Origin of the sequence: Methylomonas sp. TEB, assembly GCF_047777895.1 — a bacterium.
GTDB lineage: Bacteria > Pseudomonadota > Gammaproteobacteria > Methylococcales > Methylomonadaceae > Methylomonas.
In genome coordinates, this window is the sequence record NZ_CP180476.1 from 4570938 (window position 1) to 4586969 (window position 16032).

At 56.3% G+C, this 16032-nt stretch carries 14 protein-coding genes; 5 read left to right on the plus strand and 9 right to left on the minus strand.

The window, feature by feature from the left end:
* Positions 1-25 precede the first annotated feature (25 nt).
* Both ACMXD4_RS20735 and ACMXD4_RS20740 read left to right on the plus strand, forming a co-directional pair.
* The gene (locus tag ACMXD4_RS20735) at positions 26-1129 is read left to right on the plus strand and encodes an NAD(P)/FAD-dependent oxidoreductase (RefSeq protein WP_415879251.1); all 1104 of its coding nucleotides are present in this window, start codon (positions 26-28) and stop codon (positions 1127-1129) included.
* On the plus strand, positions 1126-2139 hold the full coding sequence (locus tag ACMXD4_RS20740; protein ID WP_415879252.1) for a quinone-dependent dihydroorotate dehydrogenase: 1014 nt from the start codon (positions 1126-1128) through the stop codon (positions 2137-2139). The genes ACMXD4_RS20735 and ACMXD4_RS20740 overlap by 4 nt, the downstream gene beginning before the upstream one ends.
* Positions 2140-2189: 50 nt before the next feature.
* Here the strand turns inward: ACMXD4_RS20740 and ACMXD4_RS20745 are convergent, their stop codons facing one another.
* The 7 genes from ACMXD4_RS20745 to ACMXD4_RS20775 all read right to left on the minus strand — a co-directional run bounded on the left by ACMXD4_RS20745 (position 2190) and on the right by ACMXD4_RS20775 (position 11378).
* Entirely contained in the window at positions 2190-2951 is a 762-nt protein-coding gene (locus ACMXD4_RS20745; RefSeq protein WP_415879253.1) for an ABC transporter permease, read from the minus strand.
* Positions 2948-3892, minus strand: coding sequence for an ABC transporter ATP-binding protein (locus tag ACMXD4_RS20750; protein WP_415879254.1), 945 nt, complete (start codon positions 3890-3892; stop codon positions 2948-2950). Before ACMXD4_RS20750 ends, ACMXD4_RS20745 begins: the two co-directional genes overlap by 4 nt.
* A gap of 86 nt (positions 3893-3978) precedes the next feature.
* Complete coding sequence (locus ACMXD4_RS20755) at positions 3979-5457, minus strand: efflux transporter outer membrane subunit (protein WP_415879255.1); 1479 nt, start codon at positions 5455-5457, stop codon at positions 3979-3981.
* A 160-nt stretch (positions 5458-5617) separates the two neighbouring features.
* A complete protein-coding gene (locus ACMXD4_RS20760; RefSeq protein WP_415879256.1) occupies positions 5618-8689 on the minus strand; it encodes an efflux RND transporter permease subunit in 3072 nt (1023 codons plus the stop codon).
* A complete protein-coding gene (locus ACMXD4_RS20765) occupies positions 8686-9879 on the minus strand; it encodes an efflux RND transporter periplasmic adaptor subunit (RefSeq protein ID WP_415879257.1) in 1194 nt (397 codons plus the stop codon). Before ACMXD4_RS20765 ends, ACMXD4_RS20760 begins: the two co-directional genes overlap by 4 nt.
* 140 nt (positions 9880-10019) lie before the next feature.
* The gene (locus tag ACMXD4_RS20770) at positions 10020-10478 is read right to left on the minus strand and encodes a PaaI family thioesterase (protein ID WP_415879258.1); all 459 of its coding nucleotides are present in this window, start codon (positions 10476-10478) and stop codon (positions 10020-10022) included.
* Positions 10479-10562: 84 nt separating this feature from the next.
* Entirely contained in the window at positions 10563-11378 is an 816-nt protein-coding gene (locus tag ACMXD4_RS20775; RefSeq protein WP_415879259.1) for an oxidoreductase, read from the minus strand.
* Positions 11379-11479: 101 nt separating this feature from the next.
* On the opposite strand from ACMXD4_RS20775, the gene ACMXD4_RS20780 reads away from it, so the two are divergent.
* Positions 11480-11923 carry a winged helix-turn-helix transcriptional regulator gene (locus ACMXD4_RS20780; protein WP_033159379.1) on the plus strand — a complete coding sequence of 148 codons (444 nt, stop codon included), beginning with the start codon at positions 11480-11482 and terminating at the stop codon, positions 11921-11923.
* 171 nt (positions 11924-12094) lie between these two features.
* Positions 12095-12820: a glutathione S-transferase family protein gene (locus ACMXD4_RS20785; RefSeq protein WP_033159380.1), complete on the plus strand. Its 726-nt coding sequence runs from the start codon at positions 12095-12097 to the stop codon at positions 12818-12820.
* Here ACMXD4_RS20785 and ACMXD4_RS20790 read toward each other — a convergent pair.
* Positions 12817-13737: a LysR family transcriptional regulator gene (locus ACMXD4_RS20790; RefSeq protein WP_415879260.1), complete on the minus strand. Its 921-nt coding sequence runs from the start codon at positions 13735-13737 to the stop codon at positions 12817-12819. The two genes, ACMXD4_RS20785 and ACMXD4_RS20790, sit on opposite strands and share 4 nt — an antisense overlap.
* A gap of 302 nt (positions 13738-14039) precedes the next feature.
* Here ACMXD4_RS20790 and ACMXD4_RS20795 point away from each other — a divergent pair, with 302 nt between their 5' ends.
* Positions 14040-14432 carry a tautomerase family protein gene (locus ACMXD4_RS20795; protein WP_415879261.1) on the plus strand — a complete coding sequence of 131 codons (393 nt, stop codon included), beginning with the start codon at positions 14040-14042 and terminating at the stop codon, positions 14430-14432.
* A 262-nt stretch (positions 14433-14694) separates the two neighbouring features.
* On the opposite strand, the gene pmbA is transcribed toward ACMXD4_RS20795, so the two are convergent.
* Positions 14695-16026 carry a metalloprotease PmbA gene (gene pmbA / locus ACMXD4_RS20800; RefSeq protein WP_415879262.1) on the minus strand — a complete coding sequence of 444 codons (1332 nt, stop codon included), beginning with the start codon at positions 16024-16026 and terminating at the stop codon, positions 14695-14697.
* Positions 16027-16032: the final 6 nt, after the last annotated feature.

Below are 16032 nucleotides of genomic sequence, written 5' to 3' on the forward strand. Positions count from 1 at the left end.
TACACCCGTTTTCCTCGGCATTTGCATGACCACACACCTGGATATTCTGATCATCGGCGGCGGTATCAGCGGCCTATTAGCTGCTCGCGAACTGCGCCTGGCCGGCCGCGACGTCACCATCCTCGACAAATCCAAACCGGGCCTGGAATCCTCATGGGCCGGCGGCGGCATTTTGCTACCGATTTATCCCTGGCGCCAAGCCGCAGCGATCTCTGATTTGGCGGTCAACAGCTTAAAAAAATACCCAGCCTTAAGCCGGGACCTGCTCGCCGCGACCGGTATCGACCCTGAATGGTATGACTGCGGCATGCTGATCTGCAAAAACCCGGACTACGCACAAGCCATAGAATGGTGTGAGCATTACCACATCGACTACCAGCCGGCCGCAACGGCCTTGACCGGGCCGTTTACCAGCGATCTCGACCAACCGTTATGGCTACCGGGAATTGCCCAGGCCCGCAATCCCAGATTATTAAAATCGCTCCACGCTTACTTAACCCAAGCAGGCGTGCAATTTCTCGATAGCACCAAAATTCGCAAGATCGACATCTCCAACCACCGAGTTGAACGCATTGACACCAACAACGGCACCTACTCCGCTCAGCACCTGATCGTCAGCGCCGGCGCCTGGACCACCGATTTAATGCAGGATTTATTGCCGGATTGGCCGGTAGACTTGCAAATCAAGCCGGTTAGAGGGCAGATGCTGCTGTTCGACGCCACGCCAACAACCTTGCCTTATATGGTGCTGGACGGCGATCAATATTTGATCCCGCGCCGTGACGGCAAAATCCTGGCGGGCAGCACCGTGGAGCAAGCCGGCTTTCACAAAGTCACCACCGAAGACGCCAAACAACAGCTTTACCAATTCGCCACCGAATTACTGCCGACCTTGAAAAACTATCCGGTTTGCCATCATTGGGCCGGCCTGCGCCCAGGCAGCCCGCAAGGCATACCTACGGTTGGACAACATCCCGAAATTGAGAATCTCAGCATCAACGCCGGCCATTTTAGAAACGGTTTGGTGATGGGGCCGGCTTCCGCAAAGTTGCTGGCGGACCTGATTCTGCAGCGCCCCACCGAAATAGACCCGACCCCGTATTCGCTAACTCGAGCAACCGCGCCATGAACCTTTATCCTTTGCTACGCCCCTTACTGTTCTCCCTGGACCCGGAAACCGCGCATCATGTCACGCTGGATTTGTTAAAACTGGCCCAGCGCAGCGGCTTGTCGGTTTTGAGCAAACCCAAAGTCAGCGACAAGCCGGTCGAAGTGATGGGCTTGAATTTTAAAAACCCGCTGGGACTGGCAGCCGGCCTGGATAAAAACGGCGATTACATTGATGCGTTAGCCGAGTTGGGTTTTGGCTTTATCGAAATCGGGACTGTTACGCCGCGCCCGCAACCCGGCAACCCCAAACCGCGCCTGTTCCGCCTGCCGGAACACCAGGCCATCATTAACCGCATGGGTTTTAACAACCTGGGTATCGATCATTTGCTGGAACAAGTCGGCACCTGCCGGTATCGCGGCATTTTGGGCATTAATATTGGCAAGAACGCCGATACGCCATTGGAAAACGCGACTGAAGATTATTTGATTGGCTTGCGCAAAAGCTACGCGGCGGCGAGCTATATCACGATCAACATTTCCTCGCCCAACACCAAGAATTTGCGGCAACTGCAGCAAGGGGACGAGATCAAGCAATTACTCAGCGCTTTGAAAGAAGAACAACTGAAGTTGCAAGCGGCACAGGGCAAGTACACGCCCATCGCGGTAAAAATCGCGCCGGATTTAACGGATGAAGAAATCAGCCACATCGCGGCATTGCTGGTGGAATTTGGCATGGACGGAGTGATTGCCACCAACACCACCATCGCCCGCGATAAAATCCAGGGCCATATCCACGCCAACGAAGCCGGCGGCTTGAGCGGCGCACCGGTTAAAGACAGTTCGACTCGGGTGGTGAAAGGCTTGGCAGCGGAATTGAACGGCAAACTACCGATTATCGCGGCCGGCGGCATATTGAGCGGCACAGACGCCCAGGAAAAACTCGCCGCGGGCGCCAGTCTGGTGCAAATTTATAGCGGCTTGATCTATAAAGGCCCGGCGTTGATTGAAGAGATATTGAGCGCTATCTAACAGCCAAAGGGTACGCGGTGCGTACCCTACCAAGCTACGTTGATTCAGACTTAATTTCTAATCTTGTACCCGGTCTTAAATACCCACCAGACAAAAATCAAACAGACGGTCAAAAAGCCAAAGGTCATGCCTATGCTCATGGCAACATCCACGTCGGCCATGCCGTAAAAGCTCCAGCGAAAGCAGCTGATCAAATACACCACCGGATTAAACAAGGTGACTTTCTGCCACAAGGGCGGCAGCATATTGATCGAATAGAACGCGCCGCCCAGGAAAGTTAGCGGAGTCACCACCAACATCGGCACCACCTGCAGCTTCTGAAAACTGTCGGCCCACAGGCCGATAATGAAGCCGAACAAGCTAAAGGTCACGGCCGTCAGCAGCAAAAAGCCGATCATCCACAGCGGATGGGCAATCTCGTAGGGCACAAATAGGCGGGCGGTTCCCAGAATTAGCAGACCCAACAGCACCGACTTGGTCGCCGCCGCGCCCACATAACCCAGCAGCACTTCGATCCAGGACACCGGCGCCGACAGCAGTTCGTAAATTGTGCCGGCCCACTTGGGCATGTAAATACCAAACGAGGCGTTGGAGATGCTTTCGTTCAGCAGATTCAGCATCACCAATCCGGGGATGATGAAGGCGCCGTAGCTGACGCTGTCAATGTCGCCCATCCGTGAACCAATGGCTTTGCCGAAGACGATGAAATACAGCGAGGTGGTCAGCACCGGCGCGGCGATGCTTTGCGCCAGCGTGCGAAAGGTGCGGGCCATTTCGAAGCGGTAAATGGCGCGAATGCCGTAGATGTTCATGATTGCGTCCCTTGTGATTGGTGGACCAGACTGACGAAAATGTCTTCCAACGAGCTTTCGCTGGAGCTAAGGTCTTTGAAATCGATCCCGTGTTCGCTTAGCCGGCGCAACAGCTCGGCAATGCCAGTTTCCTCTTCCTGGGTGTCGAAGCTGTAGACCAAGCGCTCGCCGTCTTCCGTCAGCGTTAAGGCCCAGGCGCCAAGTTCTGACGGGATCGCGGACATCGGCTGGCGCAAGGTCAGCGTCAGTTGCTTCTTGCCGAGCTTGCGCATCAGCACGGCTTTGTCTTCCACGATGATCAATTCGCCTTTATTGATAACGCCGATGCGGTCCGCCATGTCTTCGGCTTCTTCGATGTAATGGGTAGTCAAGATGATGGTAGTGCCGTTGGCCCGCAGTTCGCGGACCATGCGCCACATATCGTGGCGCAACTCCACATCCACGCCGGCGCTCGGCTCATCCAAAAACAATATCGTCGGCTCATGCGCCAGGGCTTTGGCGATCAGCACCCGGCGTTTCATGCCGCCGGACAGCGACATAATTTTCGCGTCGCGCTTGTCCCACAACGATAAATCCCGCAGCACTTTTTCTACATAAGCAGGGTTGGGCGGCTTGCCGAACAGGCCACGACTGAAACTGACCGTGGCCCACACCGACTCGAAGGCGTCGGTATGCAATTCCTGCGGTACCAAGCCGATGGCGGCGCGCACGGCGCGGTAGTCTCGGACGGTGTCGTGGCCGTCAGCGATGATGCTACCGGCACTGGCGTTGACGATGCCGCAAATGACGCCGATTAACGTGGTTTTGCCGGCGCCATTGGCCCCGAGCAAAGCAAATATCTCGCCGCGCCGAATGTCCAGGTTGATGTTTTTCAAAGCCTGGAAACCGCCGGCATAGGTCTTGTTGACCCCGCGTATGGAAATAATAGGGTCGTTATTCATGGACAATTCGCGGCTAAGAGTTGGCGATAAGGTTTCGTCATGTGGTTTTCCTGTTTGCACAATTGCGATGAGTTTCGTTGATTTTGCTATTGCTTGTCGCGGCTAGCGATCGATTCATTGTCGATCCCACTCACCAATGAATCAACTGTCCAGCCGCCACCAAAAGCCCGGTACAACGACACCATCGCCACGCCGACCGCCGTTTCGGCTTTGGCGCGTTCGTCGCTCACAGACAGTTTGCTGCGTTGGGCATCCAAAACAGCCAAATAATTCCCTGCGCCGCGACTATACAAGGTATCTACAAGCCGGTAGGCTTTTTCCGCCGAGGCTTCCGCTTCGGTCAGTTTTCCTAAGCTATCGTTCGCGGAACGGTGCGCGACGAAGGCGTTTTCGACATCTTCCAAAGCCAACAAGAAAGTCTTCTCGTAATTGGCCGCAACTTGCTCCAGCCGGGCATCGGCGGCGGTAATCTGGGCGCGGATGCGGCCGGCGTTGAAAATAGGCGCCGAAAGACCCGAACCCAGCGCATAAACGCTATCGGCCAGACTCGGAAAACCGCCGACCGCCAGCGCGCCGACACCGCCGCTGGCCGACAAAACGATCTTGGGATAAAGATCGGCCCGCGCCGAACCCAGGCTGGCCGCCGCCGCGCTGACTTCGGTTTGCGCCAGGCGCAGATCCGGCCGTTGCGCCAGTATGTCGGCCGGCAGCAGGTTGGGCATGGCCGGCGCTTGCTTCGGCAACCGGCCGACAGCGGCCAGCCGCGTTCCCAGGTTTTCCGGCGGCTCGCCCAGCAATACGCCCAAACGATGGATCAGGTTTTGCTCGACGTTGGTCAATCCCGGCAGCGACGCCTCGGTACCTTGCAACAGCGTTTGTTGGCGGGCAAGGTCCGCCTCGTTAGCCAGTCCGGCTTTGACAAAGGCCTGCACAGTCCGCAAGCGTTCGCGTTGCAAGGCGATATTGTTTTGCAGAATGCCGCTGCGTTGCTGTACGCCGCGCAGCTCCAGATAATTGGTCGCCACCTGGGCCAACAGGCCGACTTGTGCCGCATGCAAGCCTTCCTGGCTGCCTTCGGCTTGCGCGGCAGCGGCTTCCGCTTCCAAATGCCGGCCACCAAACACGTCGATTTCCCAACGCGCCGCCAGTCCGCCGCTGACGGCATCGGCGGTCGGCGTAATCAACTTGATGCCTTGTCCGCTCGGCACACCGACAATGCGGTCTATGCGTTTTTCCCGTCCGCCGGACAGCGAGAAATCCAGGCTGGGATACAGCGCCGCTTCGGCAACGGTGACCATCGCGTTGGCTTCGCGGACGCGAGCGGTGGCGATCTTCAGATCGTGGTTGGCGACCAAGGCCTTGTCTATCAACTCGTTCAGCAAGGGATCGTTGAAACCTTGCCACCAAGTCTTCAGGTCCATTGTTTCGGCGGTTTGAGTATTGGGTGCGTGTTGCCAGGTTGCCGGGCTGTTGAGTGCTACTTGGTCGCCGACGCGGGTTGGCGTGCAGGCGATGAGACTAGCCAAGGACAGTATGGTTAGTGGTGTTAAAACTCGAGTATTCATTGTAAAACTCCGTTAGCGCTGTAGGGTACGCAATGCGTACCCTACAGCTATTTTTTCTCCCCTCTTTGAAAAAGAGGGGCTGGGGGAGATTTTTCAAATAAATCCCCCTCGCTCCCCCTTTGTCAAAGGGGGAAGTGTCGTTGATTCGATAGCGTTGCCATTAGCTGAGGGCTTTAACACCTCCGTCCTTGCGCTCCACCCTGAACCATGCCGCATACAGCGCCGGCAGGAAGAACACCGTCAATGCGGTCGCCACTGTCAGTCCGCCCATGATGGCGATGGCCTGCGGGCCGAAGAAATCGTTGCGCGACAGCGGTATCATCGCCAGGATGGCTGCGGCCGCCGTCAGCATGATCGGCCGGAACCGCCGCACCGTTGATTCGACGATAGCCGACCAGGTGTCGAGGCCCGATTTTTCGTCCTGATCGATCTGATCCACCAGGATTACCGAGTTGCGCATGATCATGCCGGCCAGCGCCAGGATGCCGAGCAGCGCCATGAAGCCGAACGGTGCCCCGAACAGCAGTAAGGCAAAGGCGGCGCCGATCACGCCCAGCGGCGCGGTGCTGAACACCATGAAAGTCCTGGACAGGTTCTGCAACTGCATCATCAACAGGATCAGCGTGACGATCAGCACCAGCGGAATCCAGATCAGAATCGACTTTTGCGCGGTCCAGGCGTCTTCCTTGGTGCCGCCGGTTTCGATGAAATAACCGGCCGGCAGGCTGTCCTGTATCGGTTTAAGTTTCGGGATGATTTGCGCCGACACGTCGGGAGCCAGCATGCCGTCGACCACGTCGGCGCGCACCGAAACGGTTGGAAAGCGGTTGCGCCGCCAGCGCACGCCGTCTTCGAACACGGTCTCGAATTTGACGAACTGCGACAGCGCTACCGACTTGCCATTAGCGGTGCGCACCGCGACGTCCGGCAATTCATCGGCATCTGAGCGCAATTCCGGATTGGCCCGCCAGACGATGTCGATCAATTTATCCTGCTCGCGCAACTGCCCGACCGGGATGCCGGTGTAATGCGCCTGCAAGGCTTGCGACAGGCTAGCCGTCGACACGCCCAGGGCGCGGGCCTTGTCCTGATCCAGCATCAGCCGGAACGAGGGCATACGGTCATGCCAGTCGTCGTTGACATCCACGGTGCCGGGATGGTTGCGCACGACCTCGGCTACCTGGTCGGCAATGCCGCGCACGATGTTGGGGTTTTCGCCTAATACTCTGAACGCCACCGGATAATCCATCGGCGGCCCAACATTCAGGCGCTTGACCCGGCCCCTGACATTCGGGAAATCCGTCTCCAAAATCCGCCGGACGCGCTGCATCACCCGTTCGCGGGCCTGGTTATCCTTGGTCATTACTACCAATTCGGCCAGATTGGTATTCGCCAATTGCTGCACGATCAGCAGGAAAAATCTCGGCGTGCCGCTGCCGATATAGCTGGCGACATGTACCACGTCTTCGTCCTTGGCTAACAGCGCTTCCATGCGCTTGGCGGCGGCTTCGGTTTGTTCGAAGGCGCTGCCCTCCGGCAGCCACAGGTTGACAATGACTTCCGGCCGGTTGGACAGCGGGAAGAACTGTTCGGGGACGTGAACTAAGGTCACGATGCCGAGGCCGAACAAGGCTAGCGTGGCGATGATGACTTTCTTACGGTGCGCCACGCAGGCATCCACCCAACGCCGCAGCCGGTTGTAGAACGGCGTATCGAACAAATCATGGATCGGACCGTCGGCGGCTGTATGGACTTTGAGGATCAAAAATCCCAAATAGGGGGTGAACACCACAGCGCCTATCCACGACAGTAGCATCGCGATGCCCACCACCTGAAAAATCGACACAGTGTATTCGCCGGCTTGCGACTTGGCCAAACTCACCGGCAAGAAACCAGCGGCGGTGATCAAAGTCCCGGTCAACATCGGAAAAGCGGTGGCAGTGTACGCATAAGTCGCGGCACGAATCCGGTCCCAACCTTCCTCCAGCTTGCGGGCCATCATCTCGACAGCAATCATCGCATCGTCCACCAGCAGGCCCAGCGCCAGAATCAAAGCACCCAAGGAAATCCGTTGCAAATCAATGCCGCACAGCAGCATCACCAGCAAGGTGGCGGCCAACACCAACGGTACGGTCAGCGCCACCACGGAACCGGTGCGCCAGCCCAGGCTCAAAAAGCTGACCACCAACACGGTGGCCAGAGCTTCGAAAAAAGTGCCGCCGAATTCAGACATTTGCGTTTTTACGACATGCCCTTGATTGGCGACCGGCTCCACATCCATACCCAACGGTAACTCGCTTGCCATGCCGGCCAGCGTGTCATCCAAGGCGTGTGCCAGGTCGATCACATTGCCTTTCTTGTTCATAGTCACGCCGAGACCAAGAGCTGGCTTGCCGTTGAAACGCATCTTGAATTCGGCGGGATCAATATAGCCGCGCGTCACCTGGGCAAAATCCTTGACCTTGAAAGTGCGATTTGCGATGCGGACCGCCATATTGGCGACGCTGTCTTCCGAGTCGAACGAGCCGGTCAGGCGTATCGGCAGATTGCGTTGCGCGGAATATACCGTGCCGGCCGGGGCCATGCCGTTCTGTGCCTGCAAAGCCTGAGCAACCGCCGCCGTGTCCAAGCCCAGTTCGGCCAGCTTCTTGTCGGAAAACTCGACGAAAATCTTTTCGTCCTGCACGCCGATCAGATCGACTTTCTCGACATCCTTGACCCGCAACAGCTGTTGGCGAACCGAATCGGCCGCCAGTTTGAGGTCGGCATAATTAAAGCCGTCGCCAGAGAAGACATAGAGCAGACTATAGGTATCGCCGAATTCATCGTTGAAAAACGGCCCGATACTGCCGGGCGGCAAGGTCATGCGAATGTCGCCGACTTTTTTGCGCACCTGATACCAAAGCTCGGGAATGTCCTTGGGCGGCGTATCTTCGCGCGGGGTGACGAAAATCACCGATTCGCCGGGTTTGGAGTAACTGCGCAGATAATCCAGGTTAGGCAATTCCTGAATTTTCTTTTCCAACCTATCGGTCAACTGCTGCTCGACTTCCAAAGCAGTGGCGCCGGGGTAAAGGGTTTTGACCACCATGATACGGAAGGTGAACGGCGGATCTTCCTGCTGGCCCAGCGTGTAATAAGCAAATATCCCACCAAGCATCACCAATACCAGCATGAAGCCGGTGAAGGAGCTATGGTTAAGCACCCATTCGCTGAGGTTGAATGCTTTCATAGCTGTTCCTTGGATAGAGGTTCCTGGCCACCGTGATTGTTAGGCAATCCCGGTTGTTCCGGCAAGCGGACAGCCTGGCCCTCGGCCAGGCGCTGCACGCCGGCGCTGACCAGCAATTGGCCGGGAGTTACTCCATCGACGGCAATGCGTTCGCCGGGCTGCGTCTCGCCCAACTTAACTGGCACGGCTTTGACGGTGGCGGCCTGCTCATCGATCAACCACACGGCGGGATGATCGGGTTGGTTTTGCGGGGTATAGACGGCGGACAGCGGGATGGCGATACCGGAAGCGGTGTTCGCCGTTATATGAACGGTCGCCGTCATGCCCAATTGCGCGGCGTCCAGACCTTCTAGCAAGCTGGCCTTGACGCGATAGGTGCGGCTGGCCGGATCGGCGGCCGAGGCGATCTCGCGGATTCTGGCCTTGAGCGGCCGATCATCGTCTAACCACAACGACACATTAACTTCTTGTTGGCGCTGGATTTCCGCCAGTCTATGCTCGGGCACGTCGAAATGGATTTCCTTTTCGTCGAGCTGGGCCAGCGTCACCACGGCCTGACCGGCCGCCAGCACCTGCCCGGCCTCGACGGCCAAGGCCGTGACCACGCCGTCGCGGTCGGCATGCAATTCGGTATAGCTCAGCTGGTTATTGGCTTCAGCCAATTGCGCTTCCAGCGCCGCCGTGCGCTCCCGCGCCATGGTATAAGCGGTTTCGTGCCGCTCGAACTCCGGCGGACTGATGACTTGCTGGGTCAGCAGTTCGCGGTACCTCACAAGATCGTCGCGCAGGAAATTGCTGTCGGCCTGAGAGGAAGCCAGCTGAGCCTTAAGGCCCTGCACGGCCAGGCGGTAGTCGTTGCCGTCCAGTATCGCCAGCAGCTGGCCCTTACCCACGGAGTCGCCAACATCCACTTTGCGCTCCAGCAGTTTACCGGCCACTCGGAAGGATAAGGGCGTCTCGAATCTAGCCCGGACCTCCCCGGCAAAACTTCTGGCGCCGGCGACGGCGTTTTGCTCGATGCGAAACACCTTCACCGGGCGGACAACCGATTGTGTGGGTTTGTCCTGGCCGCTGCAGCCGGCGTTCATCATAAGCGGCAACAACCCAGCCAGCAGCCAGCCTTTGTTGGTGAATCGGAATTGCGGCCGGTCAGGGGCAATCGGTGTAAACGGCGTATTTGGTTTCGGCATGTGGCTGCCTCCTTCGGTAAAAGGTTGGGTGATATTCGAAATAATCATTCGCTGCTGTTATTGATCAGGATCTCGGCGGCAACTTGGCATCGACGGCTGCAGGGGAATTACGCTGCAATGGTTCGGCAAAGCAATGGCCATCAATTAGCCTCTCGCCCGAAAATCAATAATGTCGATGACGCCGAGGCATAGAGCTGGTCTTCTGCATCAATCAGACGGGCTTCGGCAAAAGCGACTCGCTTCCCTAACGACAAAACCCTGCCTTCCGCTCTTACCAAGCCCGTGTGCTTGGTCATGGCCTGATGATAGGCAATTTTCAATTCCAAGGTGGTATAGGCCTGCTTTCCGGTTAGTCTGGAATGAACGGCACAGCCGCAGGCGGAATCCAGCAAAGTGGCCGCATAGCCGCCGTGAACGGTGCCCAGGGGGTTATAGGCATGTTCGCCAGGTTTGCCGGCAAACACGGCTTTGCCTAGATCGACTTCCACCAGCTCGAAATCCAGCGACATCAACATTCCCGGCTTACGCTCGGAGGTCATCAGGACGCGCAACTGGTTTAAGCCATTGAGCCCGGCGCCGGTTTTGGTCACAAGACTCATATCGCTACCGTTCCTTCTCGGACATGCTTACCCACTGTCATGGCATTCTTAGATGAATAGATCATGTGCTTATCTTCCAATCATTCAGACTATCGGCAGCTGGTTAAACTGGCGCAAGCTCTTGTCCACCAAGGCTTCCGGCATGAAACGACGCAGAAAGCGCACTTGGGTTGCCTGTTTTCCGGCGGTATAGCGCCTTTTGGGAGCCACGGCAGTCGCGGCTTTCAACACCGTGTCGGCGACCACCTGCGGAGCATCGCCCGCATTCACGCCATTGCGCATGACCACTTCCATGCCGGCACGCACCGAGTCGTAGACGGCCAGCGGTTGATCGGGTTTGGTTAGGCTGGCTTCGAACGCGGTGCGGGTATATCCCGGTTCAACCAATACCACCCGGATGCCGAAGCTGCGCAGTTCGTGGTCCAGCGATTCGGAATAGCCTTCGACCGCATGCTTGGTCGCGGCATACAGCGCGTTGTAAGGCGCTGGGATAAAACCAAGGGCGGAGCTGATATTGACGATTCTGCCTTTCCCTTGGTTGCGCATGGCCGGCAACACGGCATTGGTCACGCGAGTAATGCCGAACACGTTGACGTCGAACAAAGCCTGGGCTTGCGCGGTGGACGATTCTTCCGCGCCTCCTAGCAAGCCGACGCCGGCATTGTTGACCAGCAGATCGATGCGTCCGGCCTGTTTCAAGACCTCGGCTACCGTGTTGTTTACCGACGCTTCGTTGGTCACGTCGCAGCTCAGCATGGTGATGCCGTCGACGCTTGCAGTTGCCTTGCGGCTGGTGCCGAATACGCGGTAACCCGCGCGTTGCAGGGCCTTGGCCGTTACCAACCCAATGCCAGAGGATGCACCGGTGATCAAGGCTACGGCTTGGTCTTTATTATTCATATCAAGTCTCCCGTGAGGTGGATTGTCTATCGCTTAAGTGTTACTATCATTTTGAAATCAATGTTACTATCAATTTAATATTAAGTCACTACTAAAAACGTATGAACGATAAAAATATTTGTGCTGATCCTTGCCCTATCGCGCGCAGCCTGGCTTTTCTCGGCGACGCCTGGAGTCTATTGATTCTGCGGGACGCGCATTTTGGCCTGACGCGCTTCGACCAGTTTCGGAAAAGTCTTGGCATCGCGCCGACGATGTTGACCCGGCGCTTGGCGACGCTGACAGAGGAAGGTATCTTGGAAAAGCGGCTTTACTCGGAGCGTCCGCCGCGCGAGGAGTATGTGTTGACGGCCGCCGGCCGCGATTTTCTGCCGGTGTTGATCATGATAGGTGCATGGGGTAGCCAACACCGTAGTGGCGGCAAACTGGTGTATATCGAGGACGCCGAAACCGGGCAGGCAATTAAACCGGTGGCCATCGACGAGGTGACGGGTGCAAAGATCGGTTCACGACCGATTCGCTTTGTGTTGCCGGATGTGGGCTAATTTTTGGCCCATTTCTGCGTATAGACCAACCGCATGTCAAGAGCCGGATTCAGCCAAACACTGCATGGTACTATTCGATCACGACACCGTTTGTTTTATAGAGGATGCAATGGCCAGCTATTTCTAAGGAGCATGTCGCCAGTGTTTACAGAGACATAAACAAAGTTCCGCATGATTACGTTGTATCAATTTCCCAGAGCCTGGAACATCCCCAATCCAGGCCAGTTTTGCGTAAAGCTGGAAACCTATCTGCGCATGGCCGGCATCGAGTATCGGATCGCTGAAACCCTGCCGCTTTATGCCCCGTTGGGCAAACTACCTTTTATAGAAGACAACGGCCAAAAGCTTGCCGATAGCCGGATGATTATTCGCTATCTGCAACACCATTACGGCGACAGCCTGGATGAGCATCTATCGACCGAGCAAAAGGCCATAGCTCTGGCTTGGCAACGCTTATTGGAAGAACATTTGTATTGGGTGTGCATGTATAGCCGTTGGCAATACGGATCGGAAAATTGGCAAATCAATAAGCAGGCGATCTTTCAAGGGTTGTCGCAACCCATGGCGGATGTGGTGGCCGCACTCTATCGGCTGCGGATTCGGGGGCAACTGCGCGGCCAGGGCATTGGCCGGCTAGCCGCCGCCGACATATTCGAATTGGGTCGGCGCGATGTGGCGGCTATTTCCGCCGCGCTTCAAGGCAAGGCGTTTTTGTTGGGAGACCGGCCCAGCAGCGTCGATGCTTCGGCCTTTGGCTTATTGATCAATCTATTGGCCTGTCCAGTCAATTCGCCGGTTAAGGATTATGCCTTAACGCAATCCGTGTTAGTCGATTATTGTCGGCGCATCCAGGTCCGCTATTTTCCCGAGCTGGGCGAGCCGAAGTTTGGCGATTAATGGTTCAGCGTAGCGCAAGCGGCGCGAATTTCATCACGTAGCCAGCGGTTGGCGACATCCTGGTCTTGCAGCGGATGCCAGACCAGGACCGTATCGTAATGCGGTAAATCCAGCGGCAAGGGCACCCATTGCAATGGCAAGTTCCGGACGAATTGCTCGGCCGTTCGTTTGGGAAAAGCCATGACCATGTCCGTTTGTGCCACGATCAACGATGCGGACAGAAAATGCGACACGGTCAGCGCCACTCGCCGCTCGCGGCCGTGTTCCGCCAACCAGGCGTCCACTTGGCCCATGCCAGCCCCGGTTCTGGATAGCAGAATATGCGGCAAGTCGATATAGTCTTCCAGCGTCAATACCGTATTCACGCGCGGGTGACCGATGCGGGCCACGCAGACCATGAAATCGTCGAACAGGCGTTCGCAATGTAGATGCTTGGGTGGATTCAACATCACCTCAAAACCCAGTATCAGGTCTATCTCGCTTTGCTCCAAGGCATTAATAGGAAAGCGGCTGCTGGTACGTTTGAAATGAATATCTACGCCGGGCGCCTGGCGGGCGATGCGCGGCGCCAGTATCGGCAACAGCAAGGCTTCCACGTAATCCGTTGCCGCAATGGTAAAAGCGCGCCGGCAGGTGGCGGGATCGAACGGCGCCGGCGCGCGAATCAAATTTTCCACATCTTTAATGACCGCCGCTACGGGAGCCACCAGTGACAGGGCGCGTAGCGTCGGTGTCATACCCTCCGGGGTTTTCACCAGCAAGGGGTCTTCCAATTGTTGCCGCAAGCGTTGCAGCACGTGGCTCATTGCCGATTGGCTGATGAACATTTTTTCCGCCGCCCGCGACACATTACGTTCCTTCATCAGCAGATCGAAGGCGATCAATAGATTCAAATCAAACGTTCTTAAGTCGGCCATGGCTGGGTTTCCGGAATGTAAACGCGGGCTATGTTACCGAAAATGCCTGGGGCGTTTGGCATCAATTATTTTCATAGGCGCATGAATACAAAGCATTTTACCGTTTGCCTCCTCAGGCATAGATTTACCGCCGACGCAGCCGCCTGCGCTTAGACCCCCCAAGGAATTTGCAAGTTAACGCGGTGGCGCGTCGCCTGACTCTCAATCGTGCATCAAGCGCCGGGTTTTGGCGGGATGCTGATTGAGAACAACAAGGTGGTCAGTGGATCACCAAAACTTACTCAATTATCAGGAGAATCATCATGCCTTTGTGGAAAGTCTATCACCCCAGCGGAGCCTTCAGCGCAGAAGACAAACAAGAACTAGCTGAACAAATCACCAACGTCTATGCGGCGGTGCCAATCCCACGATTTTATGCGGTGGTCATTTTCGAAGAAGTGGTTAAAGGCAATTGTTTTGTCGGTGGCGTGCGCAATGACAAGTTTATTCGCTTTAAGGTTGACCAAATCGCCCGGACATTGCCGGGGCCAATCATACGAGAATGGTGGATGCGAACGCTTGACAACGTGATTGCACCTTTTGTCAAAGAACGCGGTTTTGATTGGGAAATTTCGATTGACGAAACCCCATTCGATCTTTGGTCGCTACAAGGCGAATTGCCGCCGCCTTTCGAGTCGATAGCGGAAAAGCGCTAGGTTGCGGAAAACAAGGCTAGCCCTTACACCTACCCAGAAAAACTCCCCGCAGGTCACTTTTTACTGACCCCTGGCGTAACGGGTTGATTGACTATTAACCCGGCCCTACTTATCACGGGTATTCCGTTCGGGCTGAGCGGAAGCCCTGGCTGGAATGCCTTTCGACAGGGCAAACAGGATTTAAGGGCCGGGTTAATAATGCCGAAGTGGTCTGAGACGCTTAGACTTATATTAGCGACTGAACAGACAACCCACCGGGCATTTACTCGCCCGCAATCGCCATCTGTTCCAGCAAAATCGAGCCCACCCGGATATTACCGCGCAAATCCACATCGTTGCCGATGGCGACGATGTTGCGCAGCATGGACTTTAAATTGCCGGCGATAGTAATTTCTTGCACCGGATACTGGACCACGCCGTTTTCCACCCAAAACCCCGAGGCGCCGCGCGAATAATCGCCGGTCACCCGGTTCACGCCCTGCCCCATCAATTCGGTCACCAGCAAACCGGTGTTCAACAGTTTCAGCATGCCGGCAAAATCGTTGTTGCCGGGTTCGACGGTCAGATTGTGCACGCCGCCGGCATTGCCGGTGGTTTGCATGCCCAACTTGCGGGCCGAGTAGGTGCTGAGCACGTACGATCTTAAAATACCGTCGCTGACAATATCCCTGGCCTTAGTCGCGACACCTTCCGAGTCGTAACTGGCGCTGCCCAGCGCACCGCGCAGGAAGGGTTGCTCATGAATGCGCACGAAATCCGGCAAAATTTGCGTATCCAGCGTATCCAGCAAAAACGAAGATTTGCGATATAAACTGCCGCCGCTGATCGCACCGATCAGCGCCCCGATCAAACCGGACGCCATTTCCGATGCAAACAATACCGGACATTGCCGCGTACTTAGGCTACGGGCGTTCAAGCGAGCTATGGTGCGTTGCGCGGTTTTTTCGCCGACTTGTCTAGCCGATTCCAGAGCTGCCGCATCACGCGCCACGCTGTACCAATAATCGCGCTGCATCGCGTCGCCGCTGCCGGCCAGCACCGAACAGCTCAACGAATGTCGGCTGGATTGGTAACCTTGCAAAAAGCCCAGCGAATTGCCGAATACCCGGGTGCCTTGATGCGTATTGACCGACGCGCCTTCGGAATTGCTAATCGCTTTATCGTAGCCGCGGGCGATGTTTTCGCATTCGATGGCGATATTGATGGCTTGCTCGGCGTTAATATCCCAGGGGTGGTTCAGATCCAGATCCGGAAATTCGGTTGCCAATAACTCGGCATCCGGCAAGCCGGAATAGGCGTCGTCGCTGGCGTAACGGGCAATGCTACAGGCTGCCTTGACGGTTTCTTTTAGCGAATCACTGGAAATATCGTTGGTACTGGCCGAGCCCTTTTTCTGACCAAAATAAACGGTAACCCCGATGCCTTGATCGCAGTGATACTCGACGGTTTCCACTTCCCCCAAACGCGCCGACACCGACAGCCCGTTGTCTACGCTGAATGCCGCTTCGGCGCCACTGGCTCCTTGTTGTTTGGCTTCGTCCAATAACTGTTGAACGACATTTTTTAAGCGATTAATTTCTTCCTGATTTTGCACGGTAAG

Coding starts and splice junctions, on each gene's coding strand:
- ACMXD4_RS20740 (WP_415879252.1), top strand. CDS start 1,126: ATGAACCTTTATCCTTTGCTACGCCCCTTACTGTTCTCCCTGGACCCG.
- ACMXD4_RS20765 (WP_415879257.1), bottom strand. CDS start 9,879: ATGCCGAAACCAAATACGCCGTTTACACCGATTGCCCCTGACCGGCCG.
- ACMXD4_RS20775 (WP_415879259.1), bottom strand. CDS start 11,378: ATGAATAATAAAGACCAAGCCGTAGCCTTGATCACCGGTGCATCCTCT.
- ACMXD4_RS20790 (WP_415879260.1), bottom strand. CDS start 13,737: ATGGCCGACTTAAGAACGTTTGATTTGAATCTATTGATCGCCTTCGAT.
- ACMXD4_RS20735 (WP_415879251.1), top strand. CDS start 26: ATGACCACACACCTGGATATTCTGATCATCGGCGGCGGTATCAGCGGC.
- ACMXD4_RS20780 (WP_033159379.1), top strand. CDS start 11,480: ATGAACGATAAAAATATTTGTGCTGATCCTTGCCCTATCGCGCGCAGC.
- ACMXD4_RS20785 (WP_033159380.1), top strand. CDS start 12,095: ATGATTACGTTGTATCAATTTCCCAGAGCCTGGAACATCCCCAATCCA.
- ACMXD4_RS20770 (WP_415879258.1), bottom strand. CDS start 10,478: ATGAGTCTTGTGACCAAAACCGGCGCCGGGCTCAATGGCTTAAACCAG.
- ACMXD4_RS20745 (WP_415879253.1), bottom strand. CDS start 2,951: ATGAACATCTACGGCATTCGCGCCATTTACCGCTTCGAAATGGCCCGC.
- ACMXD4_RS20750 (WP_415879254.1), bottom strand. CDS start 3,892: ATGAATAACGACCCTATTATTTCCATACGCGGGGTCAACAAGACCTAT.
- ACMXD4_RS20755 (WP_415879255.1), bottom strand. CDS start 5,457: ATGAATACTCGAGTTTTAACACCACTAACCATACTGTCCTTGGCTAGT.
- ACMXD4_RS20760 (WP_415879256.1), bottom strand. CDS start 8,689: ATGAAAGCATTCAACCTCAGCGAATGGGTGCTTAACCATAGCTCCTTC.
- ACMXD4_RS20795 (WP_415879261.1), top strand. CDS start 14,040: ATGCCTTTGTGGAAAGTCTATCACCCCAGCGGAGCCTTCAGCGCAGAA.